14 protein-coding genes are annotated in these 20,582 nt (G+C 68.2%); 9 read left to right on the top strand and 5 right to left on the bottom strand.

Annotated elements, in window-relative coordinates; genetic code table 11:
• Nucleotides 1-47 precede the first annotated feature (47 nt).
• A complete protein-coding gene (locus tag KME82_RS22715; RefSeq protein ID WP_215496031.1) occupies nt 48-6,176 on the bottom strand; it encodes a YadA-like family protein in 6,129 nt (2,042 codons plus the stop codon).
• A gap of 1,114 nt (nt 6,177-7,290) precedes the next feature.
• On the opposite strand from KME82_RS22715, the gene KME82_RS22720 reads away from it, so the two are divergent.
• The gene (locus KME82_RS22720) at nt 7,291-8,712 is read left to right on the top strand and encodes a sensor histidine kinase (protein ID WP_215496032.1); all 1,422 of its coding nucleotides are present in this window, start codon (nt 7,291-7,293) and stop codon (nt 8,710-8,712) included.
• 81 nt (nt 8,713-8,793) lie between these two features.
• On the opposite strand, the gene KME82_RS22725 is transcribed toward KME82_RS22720, so the two are convergent.
• From KME82_RS22725 to KME82_RS22740, 4 genes are all read right to left on the bottom strand, one after another.
• The gene (locus KME82_RS22725) at nt 8,794-11,193 is read right to left on the bottom strand and encodes a ligand-binding sensor domain-containing protein (RefSeq protein ID WP_215496033.1); all 2,400 of its coding nucleotides are present in this window, start codon (nt 11,191-11,193) and stop codon (nt 8,794-8,796) included.
• A gap of 42 nt (nt 11,194-11,235) precedes the next feature.
• Nucleotides 11,236-11,934: a response regulator transcription factor gene (locus KME82_RS22730; RefSeq protein WP_215496034.1), complete on the bottom strand. Its 699-nt coding sequence runs from the start codon at nt 11,932-11,934 to the stop codon at nt 11,236-11,238.
• Between the two features lie 90 nt (nt 11,935-12,024).
• Entirely contained in the window at nt 12,025-12,327 is a 303-nt protein-coding gene (locus KME82_RS22735) for a hypothetical protein (RefSeq protein WP_215496035.1), read from the bottom strand.
• Between the two features lie 46 nt (nt 12,328-12,373).
• Nucleotides 12,374-13,333, bottom strand: a complete 960-nt coding sequence (locus KME82_RS22740) for a LysR family transcriptional regulator (protein WP_215496036.1) — start codon at nt 13,331-13,333, stop codon at nt 12,374-12,376.
• A gap of 76 nt (nt 13,334-13,409) precedes the next feature.
• Here KME82_RS22740 and KME82_RS22745 point away from each other — a divergent pair, with 76 nt between their 5' ends.
• From KME82_RS22745 to KME82_RS22780, 8 genes are all read left to right on the top strand, one after another.
• On the top strand, nt 13,410-14,651 hold the full coding sequence (locus KME82_RS22745) for an MFS transporter (protein WP_215496037.1): 1,242 nt from the start codon (nt 13,410-13,412) through the stop codon (nt 14,649-14,651).
• The gene (locus KME82_RS22750; RefSeq protein WP_215496038.1) at nt 14,641-15,207 is read left to right on the top strand and encodes a gamma-glutamylcyclotransferase family protein; all 567 of its coding nucleotides are present in this window, start codon (nt 14,641-14,643) and stop codon (nt 15,205-15,207) included. Before KME82_RS22745 ends, KME82_RS22750 begins: the two co-directional genes overlap by 11 nt.
• A 220-nt stretch (nt 15,208-15,427) precedes the next feature.
• Complete coding sequence (locus KME82_RS22755; protein WP_215496039.1) at nt 15,428-15,919, top strand: hypothetical protein; 492 nt, start codon at nt 15,428-15,430, stop codon at nt 15,917-15,919.
• A 184-nt stretch (nt 15,920-16,103) separates the two neighbouring features.
• A complete protein-coding gene (locus KME82_RS22760) occupies nt 16,104-17,069 on the top strand; it encodes an MBL fold metallo-hydrolase (RefSeq protein WP_215496040.1) in 966 nt (321 codons plus the stop codon).
• Between the two features lie 179 nt (nt 17,070-17,248).
• Entirely contained in the window at nt 17,249-18,235 is a 987-nt protein-coding gene (locus tag KME82_RS22765; RefSeq protein ID WP_215496041.1) for a Dyp-type peroxidase, read from the top strand.
• Complete coding sequence (locus KME82_RS22770) at nt 18,232-19,137, top strand: DnaJ C-terminal domain-containing protein (protein WP_215496042.1); 906 nt, start codon at nt 18,232-18,234, stop codon at nt 19,135-19,137. The genes KME82_RS22765 and KME82_RS22770 overlap by 4 nt, the downstream gene beginning before the upstream one ends.
• Entirely contained in the window at nt 19,134-19,439 is a 306-nt protein-coding gene (locus KME82_RS22775; RefSeq protein WP_215496043.1) for a chaperone modulator CbpM, read from the top strand. Before KME82_RS22770 ends, KME82_RS22775 begins: the two co-directional genes overlap by 4 nt.
• 231 nt (nt 19,440-19,670) lie before the next feature.
• On the top strand, nt 19,671-20,360 hold the full coding sequence (locus KME82_RS22780) for a hypothetical protein (protein ID WP_215496044.1): 690 nt from the start codon (nt 19,671-19,673) through the stop codon (nt 20,358-20,360).
• Nucleotides 20,361-20,582 lie beyond the last annotated feature (222 nt).

Raw genomic sequence — 20,582 nt, forward strand, 5'->3', positions numbered from 1 at the left:
ACGCTTTCGCGGATCGCGCCCCGCCCGAGGACGGGGCGCGCATGGCGTCACCACTGGATACCGGCGCCGACCGAGAAGCCCCAGTCGCGCGCGGTGTTTCCGCTCGCCTGGGCCTTGTAGACCCAGCGGCCGTTCTCGGTGATGCCCGACAGGCCCACGGCCATGCCGTATTCGCCCTGATAGCCGCCGGCCGCCAGCGCGAGCATGCTCTTGCCCGGCAGATAGGCCTGCGGCAGACCCGCCATGGCCATCGCCGAGGACGTGCCGGCACGGAAGTCGCGGCGCAAGGTCCACACATCGTTGTCGAACTTCTCGAAACGCGCGTCGGTATACGCCTTGGATTGGTCGATGGCGTGGTTCACCCCGGCGTTGAGCTGGCTCACGTTGACCGCATCGGTGCCGGCGATGCCGGGCGACACGCCGGTCAATGTGCGGCCGCCGACGTTGACCTCGCCGGTGGAGGTGCTATTGCCGACGTAAGCGGCGTTGTAATTGCTCTGCGCGCCCACCGTGGTCGCCGATCCGGAACCCAGCGCGACGCTGTTGGCGTGGCTCGCGGTCGCACCGGTACCCAGCGCGGTGCTGGCGTTGCCGCTGGCGGTGCTCTGGTTGCCCACCGCCAGGGCGTTGTTGCCGCTGGCCGTCGCGCCGTTGCCGCCCGCCGACGAGTTGGTGCCGGTCGGTTGCGGCTTGACGAGGTTGCCTTCCTGGCTGACCTGGAACATGCCGTCGGAACCGTTCTGCACGCTGCTGATGCGGCCGTCGAAGCTGTTGACGGTGGTGGTGAGGTTGGCGACGTTGCCTTCGACCTGGGTGATGCGGCCATCGAAGCTGTTGACGGTGCCGCTGAGGTTGGCGATATCGCCCTCGACGTTGGTCACGCGTCCGTCCAGCGCGTTGACCGCCTGGTTGGTCGCGTGCAGCTGCGAGCCGTTGACCGCATCGGTCGAGGTGTCCGACAAGCGTCCCGCGGCGACATTGGTGATGGTGCGTTCGGCGCCCACGCCGCCCACGCTCACCGTTCCCACCGGCGCGGCGCCGGCGAAGTTGTACGTGGTGCCGGCGATGGTGGCGCTGGCGGTGCCCACCGCCGCGCCGGTGGTGGAACCCGCGCCCAACGCGACGCTGTTGGCGTCGCCCGCGGTGGCGCCGGTGCCGATCGCCACCGCGTCGGCGGCGGTGGCGCTGGCGTTCACGCCCGAAGCGATCGCGCCGGTCGCGGTGGCGCCGTTGTTGGCGTAGTTGCCGCCCTGCACGCCGCCGTCGTTGACGCTGTAGTAATGCGCGGTACCGGAGGAAACCGCCTGATTCAACTGATCCAGGTTCACCGCGTCGCTGCCGTTGACGCCGGCGGCCACGTTGGTGATGGTGGTGCCGCCGGCATTGATGCCGACATTGGTGATGCTGGGGCCGCCGGCGATGGTCAGGCCGTTGGTGGTGATCGTGGTATTGCCGACCACCACGCTGTTGAAACTCGGGTCGGGGACCACGCCGACCGTCAAGGTGCCGGAGGCGTCGTCGTAGGCGACCGTGGCGTTGCTGCCGGCGGCGACGGTCAAGGTTTCGTTGGGCGCGATATTGCCGCTGTTGGCACCGGCGGTGATGTTCCAGCCGGCGGTGGCGTTGTTGTTGACCTGGGTCAGCGCGTCCTGGACGTTGGTGTAGCTGTTGCCGCCCACCGCCAGCCCCGCGGTCAGCGTGTGCGTGGTCGGATCGTAGACCGAAGTACCGCCCAGCGAAGCGGCGGTGCTGTTGCCCAACTGATCCAGGTTGACGCCCAGCGCGCTCACCGCCTGATTGGTGGAGAACAACTGGGAACCGTTGATCGCATCGGTGGAACCGCCTGACACGCGCCCCGCGGCGACATTGGTGATGGTGCGTTCGGCGCCGATCGCACCGACGCTGACCGTGCTGGTCGGCGTGGTTCCGGCGTAGTTGTAGGTCACCGCGTCGATGGTGTCGCTGCTCGTCGCCACGACGGTACCGGTGACCGAACCCGAGCCTAGCGCCACATCGCCGGCCTGCGCGCCGGCGACCGCGCCGTTGCCCACGGCGGTGCCGCCGGCGACCGTCGCGCTGGCGCCCACGCCCGCGGCCAACGCGTTGACGCCGCTCGCGCCGTCGTTGTTGTAGTTGCCGCCGGCGACGCCGTTGTCGTTGACGCTGTAGTAATGCGTGCGCACCGCGTCGGTGGCGTCGGTCAGCTGGCTGACATTGACCGCGTCGGTGCCCGCCACGCCCGGCGCGACGTTGTTGATGACCAGGCCGCCGGCGTTGATGCCCGTTGTGGTGATACTCGGCCCGCCGGTGATGGTCAACCCGTTGTGGTTCAGCACCGTGCTGCCGGCGGTGACGCTGTTGACGGTGATGTCGTCGGCCAGGTCGAAGCTGACGTTATCGCTGGCCGCGGTCTTGCTGACCACGATATTGCCGTCGGTGTTGTTGAGATCGACCGCTTCGCCCGGCGCCACGTTGCTGGCGTTGGCGCCCTGCGCGCTGACATTCCAGCCCGCGTTGGCCGTGGTCGCGACCTGTTCGACCGCCTGGTTGGTCGCGTACAACTGCGAACCGTTGATCGCATCGGTCGAGCCGCCCGACACCCGTCCGGCGGCGACGTTGGTGATCGTTCGCTCCGCGCCGACGGCGCCGACGCTGACCGTGCTGGTCGGCGCGATACCCGCGTAGTTGTACGCGGTCCCGGCGATGGTATCGCCGGTCGTCGCCACGACCGTGCCGGTGACCGAACCCGAGCCCAGCGCCACGTCGCCCACCTGGGTCGCGGCGGTCGCACCGAAGCCTACCGCGGTCGCGCCGTCGGTGGCGGCGGTCGCGCCCACGCCCGCGGCCAACGCGTTGACCCCGCTCGCGCCGTCGTTGTTGTAGTTGCCGCCGGCGACGCCGTTGTCGTTGACGCTGTAGTAATGCGTGCGCACCGCGTCGGTGGCGTCGGTCAGCTGGCTGACGTTGACCGCGTCAGTGCCGGCCACGCCCGGCGCGACGTTGCTGATGACCAGGCCGCCGGCATTGATGCCGGAGGTGGTGACGCTCGGCCCGCCGGTGATGGTCAACCCGTTGTTGTTCAACACCGTGTTGCCGGCAGTGACGCTGTTGACGGTGATGTCGTCGGCCAGGTCGAAGCTGACGTTATCGCTGGCCGCGGTCTTGCTGACCACGATATTGCCGTCGGTGTTGTTGAGATCGACCGCTTCGCCCGGCGCCACGTTGCTGGCGTTGCCGCCCTGCGCGCTGACGTTCCAGCCCGCGTTGGCCGTGGTCGCGACCTGTTCGATCGCCTGGTTGGTCGCGTACAACTGCGAACCGTTGATTGCATCGGTCGAGGCATCGGAGATCCGGCCGGCGGCGACGTTGGTGATCGTGCGCTCCGCGCCGACAGCGCCGACGCTGACCGTGCTGGTCGGCGCGACGCCGGCGAAGTTGTAGGTCGTGCCGTTGATCGTCGTGCCTGGCGTCGCCACCGCCGCCGCCGTTACCGAACCCGAACCCAGCGCGACAGCGCCCGCCTGCGCCGCGGCGCTGTTGGCGCCGAGCGCGATGGCGTTGTCCGCGCCGGCGGCCGCGGAGGTGCCGAAGGCAAGCGCGCTGGCGCCGGTGGCGTTGGCGGTGTTGCCCAGCGCCACCGCGCCGAGGCCATTGGCGAGGTTAGTGTTGCCGAGCGCCACCGCGCCGTTGCCGGTGGCGGTGTTGTTCGCGCCCACGCCCACCGCGCCGGTGCCGCTGACGGTGTTCGGATCGCCGATCGCCACGGCGCCATCGCCGTTGACGCTCTGGCTCTCGCCGATCGCCACCGCGCCGGTACCGCCGAGCACCTGCGAGTTGCGACCGATCGCGACCGAACCCGGACCGGCCGCCGCCGTCACCGTGTTGGTGTCGCCCAGCGCCACGGTCGAGGCCGCCAGCGCCCGCGTGGACGCGCCGATCGCGGTCGCGCGCGCCGCGGTGGCGCTCGCGCCGGGGCCGATCGCCGACGCTCCCTCGCCGGATGCGCTGGCGAACTCGCCGAGCGCCAGGCTGTTGGTGGCGCTGGCATTGGCGAAGGCGCCGACGGCCGTGGACCCGCTGACTCCCGATGCCGAAGCGTTGACGCCGATCGCGACGCTGCTGACCGCCGAGGCCGCGGTGCCGGTGCCGAGCGCGACCGCATCGCCGCCCGATGCGTTGGCCTGATAGCCCTGCGCCACGGCCTGATCGCCCGAGGCCGTGGCGGCGATGCCGGCGGCCATCGAATTGGCGCCGGTCGCGCCGTCGTTGAGGTAGTTCGCGCCGTGCGTGCCGCCGTCGTTGACGCTGTAGTAGTGCAGCGGCGTGCTGGCCGCGATGGCATCGATCGCCCGGTTGGTCGCGTACAGCTGCGAACCGTTGATCGCATCGGTGGAGGTATCGGAAATCCGGCCCGCCGCCACGTTGGTGATGGTGCGCTCGTTGCCGAGCGCGCCCACGCTGACCGTGCTGGTCGGCGCGATGCCGGCGAAGTTGTAGGTCGTGCCGCCGATGACGATGCCGGGCGTCGCAACCGCGGCCGCCGTCGTCGAACCCGAACCCAGCGCCACGTCGCGTGCGTTGTTGGCCACGGCGGTGTCGCCGAAAGCGACCGCGCCCGCCGCCAGCGCGCGGCTGGTGCTGCCGATGGCGACGCTGCCCTGGCCGACCACGGTGTTCTGGAAACCGATGCCGACCGCGCCCTGCGCCGCCGTGCCGGCCACGCCGACCGCCTGGCCGCCGCCGCCGACCATGTTGGTGTTGCCGATGCCGATCGAGCCGTTGCCGGTGGCGGTGTTGTCCAGGCCCTGCGCCACCGCGCCGTTGCCGCTGGCGGTGTTGGGATCGCCGATCGCCACCGCGCCGTTGCCGCTGGCGAAGTTGCCGGCGCCGATGGCGACCGCGCGGCCGCCGGTGGCGCGCGAACCGTTGCCGATCGCCACGGCGTCGGCCGCGTCGGCGATCGTGACGTTGCCCATCGCGATCGCGTTGTTGGCGGTCGCGTTGGCCCCGGTGCCGATCGCGAGCGCGTTCTGCCCGGTGGCCTGGGCCAGCGCCGATATCGCCAAGGCATTGACGCCGGTCGCACTGGTGTCGGCGCCCAGCGCTATCGCATTGACCGCGCCGGAGGTGCTGTTGCGTCCGATCGCGATCGCGCTTTGTGCGCTCGACACCGCGCTCGGCCCCACGGCGACGGCATCGGTTGCCGTCGCCCGGCTCAGGCGTCCCATCGCGATCGCGTATTGCTGGGTCGCGGTGACGTCCGTGCCGATGGCGATCGAACCGATCCCGGTGGCGCCGGTTCCGGCGGCCGTGCGCGAGCCGAGATAGATCGAATTCAACGGCGTCGCGATCGACTGGAAGCCGATGGCGATGGCGTTCTGGCCGCCCGCGGCGGCGCTGGTGCCTTGCGCGATCGCATCGAGCACCGCCGCGTTGGCCTGGAAGCCTACCGCCACGCTGCGCAAGCCGGTCGCGTTGGCGCTGCGGCCGAACGCGGACGCGTTGACCCCGGCGGCGACCGACGCGTATCCGACCGCGGTGCTGCTGTTGGCGCCGGCATTCGCGCTGGTGCCGATCGCGACGCCGAAGCTGTCGGCCGTCACCGCACTGGTGCCGATCGCGATGGACAGGCCACCCATCGCCCGGGTCTGGGTGCCGATGGCGAGGGAGTTGTCGGTCGCGGCGGTCACGTCGGTGCCGATTCCGATGGCGCCCGCGCCCAACGCGCCCGTCGCGCCGGCGCTGCGCGCGCCCAGATAGATGGCATTGGTGCCGGCGGAATAGGCCTGGAATCCGAGCGAGATGGAATTCTGCGCGGCGCTGTGAGCGGCATAGCCCACCGCGAGCCCGCCGAGCACGTCGGAGGTCGCCAGCGAACCCAGCGCGGTCGCGCCGATCCCCGACGCCCTGGAACTCAGGCCCATGCACGAGGCGGTACCGTTGTAAGCGTTGAACGGCGCCACGCTGCAATCCACCGCCTGCGCCTGCGCCGACGGGGACCATCCGGTCGCGCCCATCGCCAGCAGCGCGGTCATGACGGCCGCGCTCAGGCTCGCCGCCGATCGCGCGGCCTTGCGCCGCCCGCGCGATGCCTTGCCGCCGCCCGCGGCCAATTCCGACGCGACCACCAACCGGTCGAGCGAGCGGCTCCATACAACGCTATAGATTTTGTTCATTGCTTGTTTCCCCAGTGACAAGCCGATGCGACGGCCTGTGGGATGAAGGTGATATGGCGTTGCCCGTGAGCCCTTGCGACGACGACCGCGACGATCGGTCCTTGCCGTTGACCACGATCGATCCAGCGCGACGCCGGTCACGCGGTGGGTTTCGCCGTCGGCCCGGGCGCTGCGCGGGCCGGACGACGGCCTCGCCGGAACCGCGTCGATTCGGACGGATCGCGGTGTCGGCGCGCCCGGGATCGCCCGCTCGCGACCCGTACCCATCGACACCGTCGGCGCCGGCCGGCGCGGGCGCCTGCGTCGCTCCGGATGTCGGCTGCGCCGCATACCGCGACAAATCCTCGATCCACGCTGCGTGCCGACGCATCGCGCTGCGCACGTCGATTGAATGCTGCATGCGCGGTCCGTTGCGTTGGCGGTCCCAAGCGCGCGTCCGGTGTTGTTCGAAGCCGCGCATCTGATCGGTCGTGGCGAACACTAGCGAGCGAAACTCGTGATTACACGCACAAGGATTCACGAATAATTTCCGGCGACGCGCGCTGCGATCGCCGGCAACGAGACGTCCGACCGACTCGCCGTGAACGATGACCGCTTGCGCTGTGTTCGACCGCACGCGGCCGCGCGCGATCGCGACGCGATCGTGTCGTCGCGATGACGATGGCGGCCGCGATCTTCACCGCCGCGATGCCCGCCAGCGAAGCCATCGGCCCGATTCGTCGGTTCGCCGGCCGAGCGCGTCCAGGCGCATGCGCTCGATGATTTCCCTTCCTCACCACAGGTGAGAAATCCAATCGACGCGAGCGGCGCGGCGTGTTCGTGCCGATAAACCGCGAAAAAGAGCGACCTTCATCGCGATTTCTTGTCGAGGCAAGGAGTTCCACGTTGCCGTATCGCAACGCGGTGCTAGGCTGTCCATCGATGGTCATCCAAGGAATGAGGCCGTCGCGCCGCGCCATCGGGCACGAGCATCACAACAGGGTGTCCGCCGCTGTCCGGCCCGCCCGCCGTCCAGCGCGCCCGCCTCGCAGCCATCAACCGCGTCCTGGTATCAACCGCAGCGATGACCGTCCGCGAATCGTACCCGTCCCTCTGGCATGGCTTCATCGACTGGATGAAACGCGTGCCCACCCGCGCGGCGCGCGACCGACGCAACGCAGTGACGCTGCAAGCGATACTCGCGGTCATCGCCGCCGCCACGCTGGTCATGGCGATCGCATCGTGCAGCGCCATGACCGATACGACCGGCGTCGCCGACAACGGCTTGATGCTGATCGTCAGCGCCTACGCGTGGCTGTGTTTCTGCCTGCTGCGCAATGGATTGTTCCGGCTCTCGACCAGCCTCACCGTCATCGGCGGCCTGGTCCTGATGGGCATGAGCTATCACGCCTACGGATTGCGCGCGCAGTCCGGGCTGCAGATCACCCAGTTGCTGCCGCTGCTGTGTTCGGGATTGTTCCTGGGCCGGGCCGCCGCCTGGTGGACCGCCCTGGCCAACGCGGCGACGCTGGCGATAGGCGCGCATACCGACCTGCAACTGGCGACCGATTCCCTGCAGGCCTCCGACGCCCTGACCAATCTGCTGCTGGCCGGCATGAATTTTCTGGTGCTGGCGACGATCCTCGATCGGCTGATCCTGTCCTCGCAACGCGCGATCAATCGCAGCGAAGAACTCAACGAACTGTGCCTGGAACTCCAGCACCAGGTCGAAGAGAAGGAACGCGCCTACGAACGCCTGCTGCAAACCCAGAAGATGGAAACCATCGGTCGGCTCTCGACCGGCATCGCCCACGACTTCAACGCCATCCTCAGCGTGATCCTGGGCCATGCGACCTCCGTGGACAGGCGCGGCGGTTCCATCGACGCGGTGCTTCCGGGGATTCGGCAGGCGGCGCGGCGCGGCGCCACGCTCACCCGGCGCCTGCTCAGCTTCAGCCGGACGCATGTCCGGGAGATATCCACCTTCGATCTCGCCCAGGCCGTCGACGAAGTGCGGCCGTTGATCCTGCCGATGTTCCCCCGCGGCATCGAGGTATCGCTGGACACCTCCATCCCCGGCCCGCTGATCAGCGCGGACCGCGACGAACTGGTGCTGGCGCTGTTGAACATCGCCAGCAACGCCTGCGATGCCATGCCGCGCGGCGGCCGCTTCGCGCTGACCGTCGAAGCCGACGCGGAGCATGCGTTGCTGCGACTGGAAGACACCGGGACCGGCATGGCGCCCGAGGTGCTCTCGCGCCTGTTCGAGCCGTTCTTCACCACCAAGCCGAAAGACAAGGGAACCGGCATCGGCATGGCGACCGTGCATCGCTTCGTGACCGACCACGGCGGCGACATCCATGCCGACAGCGCCCCCGGCCAGGGCACGCGCATCCGCATCCGATTGCCGCTGGCGTTGCCGGGACGCGAACACGGATACGCGGACGGCGTCGGCGCGGAGATTCCGCGCACCCGTGCGGACGCTGGCGATCATGAAAACGCACCGTGCGGCCCCGCTGAACCGGCGATCATCGCTTGTCGCGTGGCCGGTTCCTGAGCGAGGCGGCGACAGGTTTCCGCAATCGGTCGGCACTTCCCGATCGGCGCGACTCGACCCGCGCTCCCCGATCGGTCTTGCTCAATCGGGGTTCCTTCGCACCCACGCTCCTTCCTGGCTTGCGCCGAACTGGGTGCCGCCGACCAGCGCCAGCAGACCCAGCGATGTCGCCAGGATCAGGATCCACGGTCGCAGATACCAGGGCTGCGGATTGACAATCCGCAGGCTGGCCGAGGCCGGCGACCATCGCCCTCCTTGGCTGCGCGCCTGCACTTCGAACAGATGCTCGCCCCACGGGATCGACGTATACAGGATGCTGCGGTTCTGCCCCGCCTCCACCCAATCGTGGTCGAAACCCAGAAGACGGAAACGGTAGCGGGTTTCCCAGGGCCGGCTGAGGTTGATCGCGCTGTAGTGGATTTCCAGACTGCGCGCGAAAGGCTGCAAGGCCAGGGACGATCCGGCGATCTTCTGGCTGCGTCCGGCGATCGCCACCTCTTCGATATGCGGCCTGAGCGGCACCGGCTGCACATCGGTCACAGCCGCCGGATCGATGACCGCGAATCCCTCCACCAAGGAAAACCACAGCCGGCCCTGCGCATCGCGATGGCAGGAGCTCGAATGGCCTCCGTTGACTTCGGCCGGAATCAATCCATCGCTCGCCGTGTAACCGACGGACTCGATCTGGGCCGTGTCCGCCCGCGGCGTCGGCAACAAGGTCACGCCGCGATTGCCTCCCAGCCACAAACGTCCCTGTCCGTCGGGCAGGATGCACGACACGGTATCGTCGAACAGCCCGTTCTGGCTGTCGTAGCGGCGCACCTGGCCGCGATGGATGCGATTGAGCCCGCCGCCATAGGTCCCCACCCACAGCGTCGCGGTGGCCGGGTCTTCGTACACGGTCCGCGCGAATCGCGAGGACAGTCCCTGCTCGGGCGTCCATCGTTCGACGACGCGTTCGTCGAGCAAGCGCCACACACCGCGATCGCCGACGAACCAATGGCCGCCGCGCGCGGCCGCGACGACGTTGTTGATGCTCATGCCCTGCAAGGCATCGATGCGGTGCTGCTCGCCGATGCGTCCTTCCGCGTCGATCGCGACCACGAACGTGGAGCGCCCCGATGCGATGAGAAGACGGCCGTCGCCGTACTGCCAGACATTGATCGGTACCCCGGCTTCCCAGGCGCCAATGCGCTGCGGCTTGCCGCCGACGACACGGACCAGGCGCCCCTGCGCCAGCCCCACCCACAACGCGCCTGCGGGGTCCAGCGACAAGGTGGTGACACATTCCTCGTCGGAGGTTTGCAGAATCGATTGCGACACCATGCCGCCGTCGCGCCGCCAATGCCGCAGTCCCGCGCAGGCCGATCCGAACCACAGCCCGCCTTCGCCATCGGCGATCACCGCGCGGCCGGCCATGTTCACGCCCGCCTTGGGCGCGCGGATCAAACCGAACAGCGGCTTGCGCACGCGCAGCAACCCCTTGCTGCCGCTGCCGATCCAGACATTGCCTTCGTCGTCCCGCGCCAGGCTGGTGACGCCCTTGCCGAACAACTCGGGAATGTCGCGCCAGCCGCCGGCGCCGTCTTCCTGGAGCAACCGTCCCGAGACGGTCGCGACCCACCATCGGCCGTCCGCGTCCTTCACCGCCGCGATGGGGCTCGCCACGCCCAGCGCTCGCCATTGCCCGTGTTCGGGATCGACGCTGTCCGGGTTGGGATCGGGATCGTAGCGATAGAGCGCGTGCGCGGTGCCGACGAGCAAATCGTCGCCGTCGGGCTTGAGCACATTCACTCGGTCGTTGCCGTCGGGCATCGCGATACGCCGAAGCTGTCCGTCGGCCATGACGAAAAGCCCGTCGTCGCCGCCGGCATACAAAGCCCCCTTGCCGTCGCGAGCCAGGCGCGTATGGCCCACGCTTCCGTAATCGACCCATGTCTCGCGCTGATGCACCGGATCCAGACTGAGCAAGCCGACGGTGGTGGCGATCCACACCGTCCGGTCCGGCGTCTGCAGAATGTCGTTGATCTGACACGTCCCTCCGCAGACCGGCAAGTGATGGAACGCGCCCTCCCGGTAGACGCTCAATCCGGCGTCCTGCGTGCCGATCCAGAGCCAGCGCCGGTCGTCCTCGTGCAGCGCCACGATGCGATCGCTCGCAGGCCCGGCCTGCGCTCGGTCCTGCGACTGCGGCGGCCCCGGCGAGGCATTGCTTCTGAACACCTTGAACGTCAGCCCGTCGAATCGCGCGAGGCCGCCGAACGTGCCGATCCACAGATAGCCGTCGCGGGCCTGGACCACGGCATTGACGCCCGATTGCGGCAGCCCGTCGTCGCCGCTGAAGGCGCGCAAGCCCACCCGATGCTCGGGCTGCACCTTGGCCGAGGTCGACGCCGAGGTTGAAGCCGACGCCGCATCGGCCAGGACGAACACCACGGCGGCCCACAGCGCCCGCCGCAGCCAGATCTCGATGCACCTCACCGCGTTGCTACTCCGACGCCGGCGCGGTGCCGACGCGATCGACTACCAGTTGAGTACATAACCGATGCCGCGCACCGCGCGCAGGGGAAGTTCCTCTTCCGCCAGTCGCTGACACTTCTTGCGCAGACGGTGGACCAGCATCTCCAGCCGATGCGGATCGAAGTCGTAGGCGTTCTTGACCAGGCGCGCGATCAAGGTCTCGCGCTGCACCGGAACGCCGGCCGCCGCGGCCAGCATCGCCATGACCTGACGCTCGGCGAGGTTCATCTCGATCTCGACACCGCTCGGGGCCAGGATGCACCAGCCTCGCTCATCCAGCCGCCACTGACTGCGCGTTTGCACCGGATTCGCATCCGGCACGACCCATCGCGCCAGATTGTGCAAGGTCGTCACCACCTCTTCCATATCCACCGGCTTGGGCAGATAGGCGTCCGCGCCCGCGCGCAGGCCGCGCATCCGGTCCGGGCCGGAATCGTATCCGGTCAACATGACGATCCCGACGCGCGCCGACAACCGGCGCAGGTGCGCGGCGATGCTGAAGCCGTCTTCGTCGGGCAGGCCGATGTCGAGCAGCACGAGATCGTAGGAGCGAAGCGTCATCGATCGGTACAGCTCCAGCGCCCCGGTCATCCCGACGACCGAGAATCCCGAATGGGTCAACACCGGCAAGAGCACGTCTTCGCGGAACGTCCGGTCGTCTTCCACCACCGCAAGCGTGGGCAGCCGGCGCGCGGCGTCCATCAAGCGAGCGTCCATCATTACTTCCCCCAAGGAAACCCGAACCCGCTTTGCGGAAACACGCGCGCGCTTGTTCCGCTTTCCACGCGGGGATCAAAGTAGCATCGTGTTCTTCGATAGCGCGATAACGAAACCGCTTTCGTGATCAATATCACAACGCCCGACCGCCACGCCGATGCATGCCGCTGCGGCGACAGCGGATGGATCGTCGCAACGCGAATCGACCGTGCCGGACATGACGAGTTGGCGCACGCGTTCCCCCATGCGCTTGCGTGGATGGATGAGCGCCTGGGCGACTGCGCGCCCGGTTTTGCGCAGGCTTGCGTGCGGCATGTCGCGGGCCGGAACGCATCTTGCCGCCACGATGGCCGCCGCGCCGATGCGGATACCACTCACGGGCAAGCGCGACGCTGTGTTGTCCGTTACCTGCCCGTTACCGCATTCACTTCGACGGCGCCCGACGCTTCTTCATGACAGCCTGCGAACGCGCGCCTTCGCTTTTCTCGGTCGGGTGGGCCGCGCAAGTCAGCGCGACGAAATTTTTCGTCTGCGCCGACGCTTGGTCGAGCAGATGCGCCAGCGCCAGGCGCGCGATCGGCTGCAGGCCGGCGATATCGCGATAGACGATGCCGGGCAGCGCGAACCGGCGCATCGCCTCGGGCACGATCGACACGCCCAGTTCGGCCGCGACCAGCGCCAGCGACGAGGCGAGTTGCGGCGCATGCTGGCCCAGGCGCGGTTCGAACCCGGCTTGACGGCAGGCGCCGACGATGGCGTCGTGCAGGGTCGGGCCGACGGTGCGCGGGGTCAGGATCAACGCATCCTCGCGCAGTTCGGTCAGGTGGATCGATTTGCGCCGGCCGTCGCGCGCGGCGGGGTGCGCGCTCGGAAGCGCGGCGATCATCGCTTCGTCGAGCAGCGGATACAGGCGCATGTCGTCGTTCTCCGAGCCGTCCGGGCGCAGGAACGCCAGATCCAGCGAACCGTCGCGCAGCTTCGCCGACAGGTGGGCGCTGTTGCCTTCCTCCAAGGTGAGTTCGACGTCGGCGTAGCGGCGGCGGAAATCGCGGATCGCCTGGGTCGTCAGCGGCGCGAGGATCGCCGACGAGGTGAAGCCAAGCCGCAGCGCGCCGGTCTCGCCGCGCGCGGCGCGCTGCGCCTGGCGCACCGCCGCGGCGGCTTGTTCGGGCAGGGTGCGCACGCGTTCGAGAAAGGCGCGGCCGGCGTCGGTGAGTTCGGCGCCGTGCGGTACGCGGTGGAACAGGCGCGCGCCGACCTGGGTTTCCAGGTCGCGGATTTGTTGACTCAACGGCGGTTGGCCGATGCCGAGCCGTTCCGCGGCGCGGGTGAAGTTGCGCTCCCCGGCGACGGCGAGGAAATAGCGGATGTGGCGCAGTTCCATCGGTATCTCCAAAACATATGGAGCAAGTAACTTTCATATATTGGACGAATGAAGTACCCGGCGCCATCCTGGCCGCATGAGTACGACGCCCCTGCCGATATCCGCCCTCGCCGCGCCGATCGAACGCGGCACCACCGCCTATCGCCGCGCCAATGTCGCCCTGTTCCTGGCCGGCTGTTCGACCTTCTCGCTGCTGTACTGCGTGCAGCCGTTGCTGCCGGAGTTCGCGCACGACTTCGCTCTCGCTCCGGCGGTCAGCTCGCTCGCGTTGTCGCTGACCACCGCGGCGTTGGCGCTGGCGATCTTCATCGCCGGCGCACTGTCGCAGCAGGTGTCGCGTCGACGCCTGATGTTCGCCTCGATGGCGCTGGCCGCGGCCTGCAACCTGCTGGCCGCGATCGCGCCGGACTGGACCTTGCTGTTGCTGGCGCGAACCATCGAAGGCGCGATGCTGGGCGGCGTGCCGGCGGTGGCGATGGCCTACCTGGCCGAGGAAATGGACCCGCGCCATCTGAGCGGCGCGATGGGCCTGTACGTCGCCGGCACCGCGTTCGGCGGGATGATGGGGCGCGTCGGCATGGGCTTGCTGGTCGAGATCGGCTCCTGGCGTTCGGCGATGGCGGCGATCGGCGCGTTCGGGCTGATCGCGGCGATCGGTTTCGCCGCGCTGCTGCCGCCGTCGCGCCGTTTCGTGCCGCGCCGCGGTTTCGTATTGCGCCATCACCTCGACGCCTGGCGCGCGCATCTGGCCGACCCGGGGCTGCTGCGTTTGTTCGCGATCGGCTTCGTGCTCACCAGCGTGTTCGTGGCGCTGTTCAACTACGTCGGCTTCCGGCTCGCCGGCGCTCCCTACGATCTGGGGCCGGCAGGGATCAGCCTGATCTTCCTGGCCTATGTGTTCGGCATGTTCTCCTCGCCGTTCGGCGGCCGCCTGGCCGACCGCTTCGGCGCACGCGCGCCGTTGATCGGCGGCATCGCGATCATGACCGCCGGCGCCGTGGTCACGCTGAGCGCTTCGCTGCCTGCGATCGTGGCCGGCATCTGCCTGATCACGATCGGTTTCTTCGTCGCCCATTCGGTCGCCAGCGCCTGGGTCGGACGGCTCGCGCGCGCGGACAAGGGCCACGCCTCGTCGCTGTATCTGTTGTTCTATTACTTTGGCTCCAGCGTGACCGGCGTGATCGGCGGCTGGGCCTGGCAGCACGGCGGCTGGAGCGGCGAAGTCGCGTTGACCGCGAGCCTGGCGGTGGCGGGTATCGTGTTGGCGACCCAGATCGACGACCGTCACCATGCACACGGAGCGACGCGTGAGCGATAAGCAGGCGCTGCCGTTGCCGCCGGGCCTGCTGTGCGACGAACGGCCGCATTCGTACTATCCGACTTCAACGATCGACGGGAGCAATGCAATGAACGCGCTGGACTTCGACGACACCGAGCTCGACGCGCTGCTGCGACTCAACCGCCTGCGCGCCGAACCGGCCAGCGACACCCCGCAGGCGCTGGAAGATCATTTCGCCCAGCGTTACCAGGCCGATCGCCGCTTCGCCGTGTACGGAACCCTGGCGCCGGGCAAGCCGAACCATCATCACCTCAGCGGTCTCGACGGCGCCTGGACGCAAGGACACTTCGTCACCGGCCGCCTGGAGCAGTCGGGATGGGGCGCCGACATGGGCTATCCGGCCTTGCGTTGGTCCGAATCGGGCGAGGCGATCGAAGTCCAGTTGTTCGCATCCGACGACCTGCCCTTGCACTGGCCGCGACTGGATGCGTTCGAAGGCGACGAGTACCTGCGCATCCTGGTACCGGTGCATGCGCCGGACGGCTCGGTCACGGTGGCCAATGTGTATGCCGCAAGGCCCGACCGGCAAGCGTGATCGCCACCGTGAAGGCCGAGGTATTTTCGTAACCGTCCGCATTGCGAAGCAGCGGCGACTTGCACCGCGGGGATTGCGTTGCCCCGCTCTTGATCGGGTCCGAGAATGCCCGCGGTGCCCCGGAATAGAGCGCTACCGACGGCATCGCACGCCTGGGCCGTCATTGTCGAAGGCCCAATGGGTTCCATCGAAGCACGATCAAGACCACAAGGAGCAAGGAATGCTGAAACAAAAGGATGCACTCGGAAAGTTTCTCGCCGTGGCGATCTGCCTGAGCGGATTTTCGGCGGTCGCGCACGACGCCGTCGCGGGCGGCTGGGTCGAAAGCGGCCGCACCGCCTACTACAAGAACAGTTTCTTCGGCAGCTTCGACAGCCACACCTGCAGCGTCGGCGGCCCGGATTTCGCCGGTTTCCCGGGATCGTGCCCGAACGACGGCGCGAGCGGCTGGAACAGCAACTTCACCGCCTCGTTCGACCTGTCGAGCAGCGATCTCAACATCTGCAACTTCGACCCGCACTCCCCCGGCTCCTCGTGCGACACCCAGGCGTATGCGGTCAACGGCCAGGCCGTCCGCGGCGGCCTTCCGGCCAACTGCACGGTCGGCACGCGCGCGGTGGCCTCATGGGGACGCAAGGAGACGATCGTCATCCAGTACGAAGAACTGGATGTCGAAACGACCGAGCAAGCGCGAGAGTATGTCTGCCAATAAGGCGACGATATTTTCGTAACGCGCACACATCTCCCGGGCCGCGTTCGCGTGGTCCGGGAGAACCGGAGCAGTCGGACAGGGCGCCTTGTTGGGACCGATCGCCGCGTATAAGCTCGCCACGCCACGCCACGACGCCTGGCATCGACGAACGTCGCCGCATCCCTCTCCCCCTTGAGAGCACCTCATGACTCGCACTCCTGTGTCCGCCTTGGCCGCCGCGCTCGTCGCCGGCGCGTTGCTGTCCGCATGTTCGCAACCCAAGTCCGCCGCGACCGACACGCCCGCGGCGACTACGCCCGCTGCGTCCGCGCCTGCGCCCCCTGCGCCGCAGCCGGCGAACGCCGATGTGTTCCGATTCAAAATCGGCGCGCTCGATGCGATGGCACTGAAAGACGGCGACATCGACGCCGCCAACGACGGCAAGACCTTCGCCGTCGGCCAGCCGGTCGATGCGGTGAACGCGCTGCTGACCGCCGCGGGCCAACCGACCGATACCTTGCACCTGAGCATTCAACCGCTGCTGGTCCGCAGCGGCGCACAGGTCCTGCTGTTCGATACCGGCGCCGGCGATGCCTCGTTCGCGCGCGCCGGACGCCTGCCGGCGTCGCTGCGCGCGGCCGGCGTCGAGCCCTCGCAGGTCACCGACATCTTCCTCTCGCATCACCATCCCGATCACGTCGGCGGCCTGCTGGACAAGGACGGCACGCTCGCCTTCGCCAACGCCAAGATCCATCTGTCGGCGCCCGAGTGGGAGGTGATGAAGAACGACAAGGCCGCCGCCGCGCTGGTCGCCGCGATCGCGCCGAAGGTCGAAACCTTCCAGCCCGGCGCGGCGATCGTTCCCGGCGTGGTGACCGCGGTCGCGGTCGACGGACACACCCCGGGCCACAGCGCCTACGAAATCGCCTCGGGCGATCAGCGCCTGCTCTACATCGGCGACAGCGCGCATCACTCGGTGATCTCGGTGCAGCGCCCGGAGTGGACCGTGCAGTTCGACGAGAACGCACCGCTGGCCCAGACCAGCCGGCGCGCGCTGATGCAACGCGCCGCCGACGGCAAGCTGCGCGTGTACGCCGTGCATTTCCCGTTCCCCGGCCTGGGCCAGTTCAAGGCCCAGGGCGACAGCTTCGTGTGGGAGCCCGAACGCTGAGCCATTGATCTGGCAACGAAGCGATAGTCGTATCAACCGCAGCGAGCGGATTTCGATGGCGAAATCCGCTCGCTGCCTGCGTCTGGGGCCAACGCGGTTTATCGCCCTGGCGCGAGCCGCGCTTGGACTTGCACCGCCGCGGCGTTAAGTTAAAGCAGGCCTGCCCCAAGGAGCCATCGATGCAGACTGCGACGCCGCAACCGGTGGTTTCCCGGCTGACCCGGGCCGCCATCTTCCTGGTCGTGACCCTGAAACCGGGCGCCGAGCACGAAACGCAGGTGCGCGCCCTGTGCGCCGATCTGGCCTCGCTGCTGCGCGCGGTCGGCTTTCGCGATCTCGAAGGCGGCCTGTCGTGCGTCATGGCCTTCGGATCGGATGCCTGGGATCGCCTGTTCGGCCCGATCCGGCCCAGGGAACTGCATCCGTTTCGCGAAATCGTCGGTCGCCATCGCGCGGTGTCCACGCCGGGCGACGTGCTGCTGCATATCCGGGCGGCGCGCATGGACCTGTGCTTCGAACTCGCGACCGAAATCATGTCGAGAATCGGCGGCGCCGTGGCGAGCGCGGACGAGGTGCATGGCTTCAAGTACTTCGACGATCGCGACCTGATCGGTTTCGTCGACGGCACCGAAAATCCGGTCGATACAGCCGCCGCCGACGCGGCGATCGTCGCCGGCGAAGACCCGCAGTTCGTCGGCGGCAGCTATGTGATCGTGCAGAAGTACCTGCACGATCTCGCGGCCTGGAACACGCTGCCGGTCGAACGGCAGGAAGCCATCGTCGGCCGGCGCAAGCTGTCGAACATCGAACTCGACGACGCGGCCAAGGCTCCGTACGCGCACAACGTGCTGACCAGCATCAGCGAGAACGGCGAGGAGCTGAAGATCGTCCGCGACAACATGCCGTTCGGCAGCGTCGGCCAGGGCGAATTCGGGACTTACTTCATCGGCTACGCGCGTTCGCCGACCCGGATCGAACGCATGCTCGAGAACATGTTCATCGGCGATCCTCCCGGCAATTACGATCGCCTGCTGGACTTCAGCACGGCGGTGACCGGCAGCCTGTTCTTCGCGCCGTCGGCGACGTTCCTGGACGGTGTCGAGGCCGAGGCCGCTGCGCCAAAAGGCGCGGCGGACCACGGCCACGACCGGAGCATCGGACCATGAACAGCCCCTACGAAACGCTGGGCGTGGCGCCGACCGCGTCGCTCGACGAGATCAAGAGCGCCTACCGCCGCCTGGCCAGGAAACTGCATCCGGACCTCAATCCGGGCGACAAGTCCGGCGAGGAACGCTTCAAGGACGTCGGCAACGCCTACCGCCTGCTCAGCGATCCTGACAAGCGCGCGCGCTTCGATGCAGGAGAAATCGACGCCGACGGCGCCGAGCGTCCGCAGCCGCGTTACTACCGCGATTACGCCGACGCCGAACCGGCCGGCAGCTACGCGAACGACGCCGGCTTCGCCGATTTCGCCGACGGCGACGACCCGTTCGCCGAACTCCTGCGCCGGCAGGCGCGCGCGCGGGCCAACCGGCGCGGCCAGGACCTGCACTATCGGTTGCAGATCGCGTTAGCCGAATCGATCGACGCCGGCACCAGGCGATTGACGATGCCCGACGGCAGCACCATCGACGTGACCATTCCGGCCGGCGTCGTCGACGGACAGATCCTGCGGCTCAAGGGCAAGGGCGCGGCGAGCGCGGGGCAAGGCGGTCCCGGCGATGCGCTGGTCGAGATCGAAGTCCTCGCCGATCCGCGCTTCAGCCGCGATGGCGACGATCTCACCCTGGAATTGCCGGTCTCGCTGACCGAGGCGGTGCTCGGCGATCGCGTCCGGGTGCCCACGCCGACCGGCGAGGTGACGATGACGATCCCACCCGGATCCAACAGCGGCACCACCCTGCGCCTGAAAGGCATGGGCGCGCCGCGTCGCGGCGGCGGACGCGGCGACCAGTACGTGCGGCTGACGATCGTGTTGCCCAAGGGCGGCGATCCGGAGCTGACCGAATTCGTTTCGCAGTGGAGCGCCGGCAAGGCGTTCGACCCTCGCGGGGAGGCCAAGGCATGAACACCATCGACATGACGCAGTTCCTCAACGAATCGACCATCGAGCTGCACACGCTGGAGCGTTGGATCGAACAGCGCTGGATCATCCCGTCGCAGGGCACCGCGCGCGTGGAAATTTCGGAAACCGATGCGGCGCGGGCGATTTTCATCCGCGATCTCACCGGCGATCTCGGCGTCAACGAAGAAGGCGTGGCGGTGGTGCTGCATCTGGTCGATCAGTTGCACGGCCTGCGTCGCGCGCTGACCGAATTGCGGATCGAGATGAATGCATCGCGAGGCGACCCGGGCCACGAGTCCGACTGAGCGGTATCCGGCACGTCGGTGGGCCGGCGTTGCCCATGAACCTGGCGCCAACACGCGCGATCGGCCCCGGCTCCAGCCATCCTCCCAGTCATGTCTCCGGCCTGGCCGCTGAACGGCTACGGCGCGGTCCCGTTGACGACGGTCTTTGAGGCTAAGCTCTGGCCACGACGCGCGGGCGGCTGCCGTGCAGTCGCCGTTCCTGCCCCGATGCACTACGACGAGGTGCCTGCGATGAAATCCCTGAAACGTTCCGCCCAGTGCCTGATGCTCGGCCTGACCTTGTCCATGGCCTTGTCGGCGCAGGCCCAGACCGTCGGCTACAACATCCGCACCGGCGATGTCTGGGTCGATACGCGGCTGGGCGAGATCAACGATTACGGGCGGCGTTACCCTGAGCCCTTCGTCGATGAAGTCAGCGGCTATTACGGTGCGCCGCGGCCGTATGTCGAAGAGCTGCTGCAACGCCGGCGCTGGGCGCCGGGCGATGTCTACTACGCCTGCGCGCTCGCGCATTCGCTCGGCGTGCCGTGCCAGAACGTCGTGCGCGAGTACGACCGCAACCCCGGACAAGGTTGGGGCGCGGTCGCCAAACGCATGGGCATCAAGCCCGGGTCGCCCGCGTTCCATGCGCTCAAGCGCGGCGCGGTGACGACTTACGACCGTTGGGGCTATCCGATCCGCGTCGATCAATCCGTGCATGTGAACTGGGCCGATCATGGGCCCGGCAAGGGGCACGGCAAGTCGAAAGGTCCCGATCACCGGTCGTACGACTCCGGCCATTCGTATCCGCAAGGCCACGGCAAGGGAAAAGGCCCCAAGGGCGGCGATTCGCACGGGAACGGCAAGGGCCACGGCAAAGACAAGGACAAGGGCCATGGCAACGGCAACGGCAAGGGTAACGGCAAGGGCCATGAACACTGAGCCATCGGGGGCCGGGTAGACGACGGTCCGTCCGTCTTGACCCAGCCGAACCGCAGCGCGGCTTCGGTTGGGTCGAGTGGCCGGCGTTCAATGGCGCTTTCGGATCGGCGCCACTTCTCGGTCCAGGGCGCGACGACTTGCCTGTCGTGCGCGGCCGAAATCAGCGGCGCTCATCGCACCGCGCCGACGCTCTCCGTGTGCATCCATGTCCCGCTGTGGTTC

Origin of the sequence: Lysobacter capsici (assembly GCF_018732085.1) — a bacterium.
Classification (GTDB): domain Bacteria; phylum Pseudomonadota; class Gammaproteobacteria; order Xanthomonadales; family Xanthomonadaceae; genus Lysobacter; species Lysobacter capsici_A.

What these genes read in the sequence shown, in the direction of transcription:
- KME82_RS22765 (WP_215496041.1), top strand. Translation starts at nt 17,249, where the DNA reads ATGCAGACTGCGACGCCGCAACCGGTGGTTTCCCGGCTGACCCGGGCC.
- KME82_RS22720 (WP_215496032.1), top strand. Translation starts at nt 7,291, where the DNA reads ATGAAACGCGTGCCCACCCGCGCGGCGCGCGACCGACGCAACGCAGTG.
- KME82_RS22760 (WP_215496040.1), top strand. Translation starts at nt 16,104, where the DNA reads ATGACTCGCACTCCTGTGTCCGCCTTGGCCGCCGCGCTCGTCGCCGGC.
- KME82_RS22745 (WP_215496037.1), top strand. Translation starts at nt 13,410, where the DNA reads ATGAGTACGACGCCCCTGCCGATATCCGCCCTCGCCGCGCCGATCGAA.
- KME82_RS22770 (WP_215496042.1), top strand. Translation starts at nt 18,232, where the DNA reads ATGAACAGCCCCTACGAAACGCTGGGCGTGGCGCCGACCGCGTCGCTC.
- KME82_RS22715 (WP_215496031.1), bottom strand. Translation starts at nt 6,176, where the DNA reads ATGAACAAAATCTATAGCGTTGTATGGAGCCGCTCGCTCGACCGGTTG.
- KME82_RS22755 (WP_215496039.1), top strand. Translation starts at nt 15,428, where the DNA reads ATGCTGAAACAAAAGGATGCACTCGGAAAGTTTCTCGCCGTGGCGATC.
- KME82_RS22740 (WP_215496036.1), bottom strand. Translation starts at nt 13,333, where the DNA reads ATGGAACTGCGCCACATCCGCTATTTCCTCGCCGTCGCCGGGGAGCGC.
- KME82_RS22730 (WP_215496034.1), bottom strand. Translation starts at nt 11,934, where the DNA reads ATGGACGCCGCGCGCCGGCTGCCCACGCTTGCGGTGGTGGAAGACGAC.
- KME82_RS22775 (WP_215496043.1), top strand. Translation starts at nt 19,134, where the DNA reads ATGAACACCATCGACATGACGCAGTTCCTCAACGAATCGACCATCGAG.
- KME82_RS22780 (WP_215496044.1), top strand. Translation starts at nt 19,671, where the DNA reads ATGAAATCCCTGAAACGTTCCGCCCAGTGCCTGATGCTCGGCCTGACC.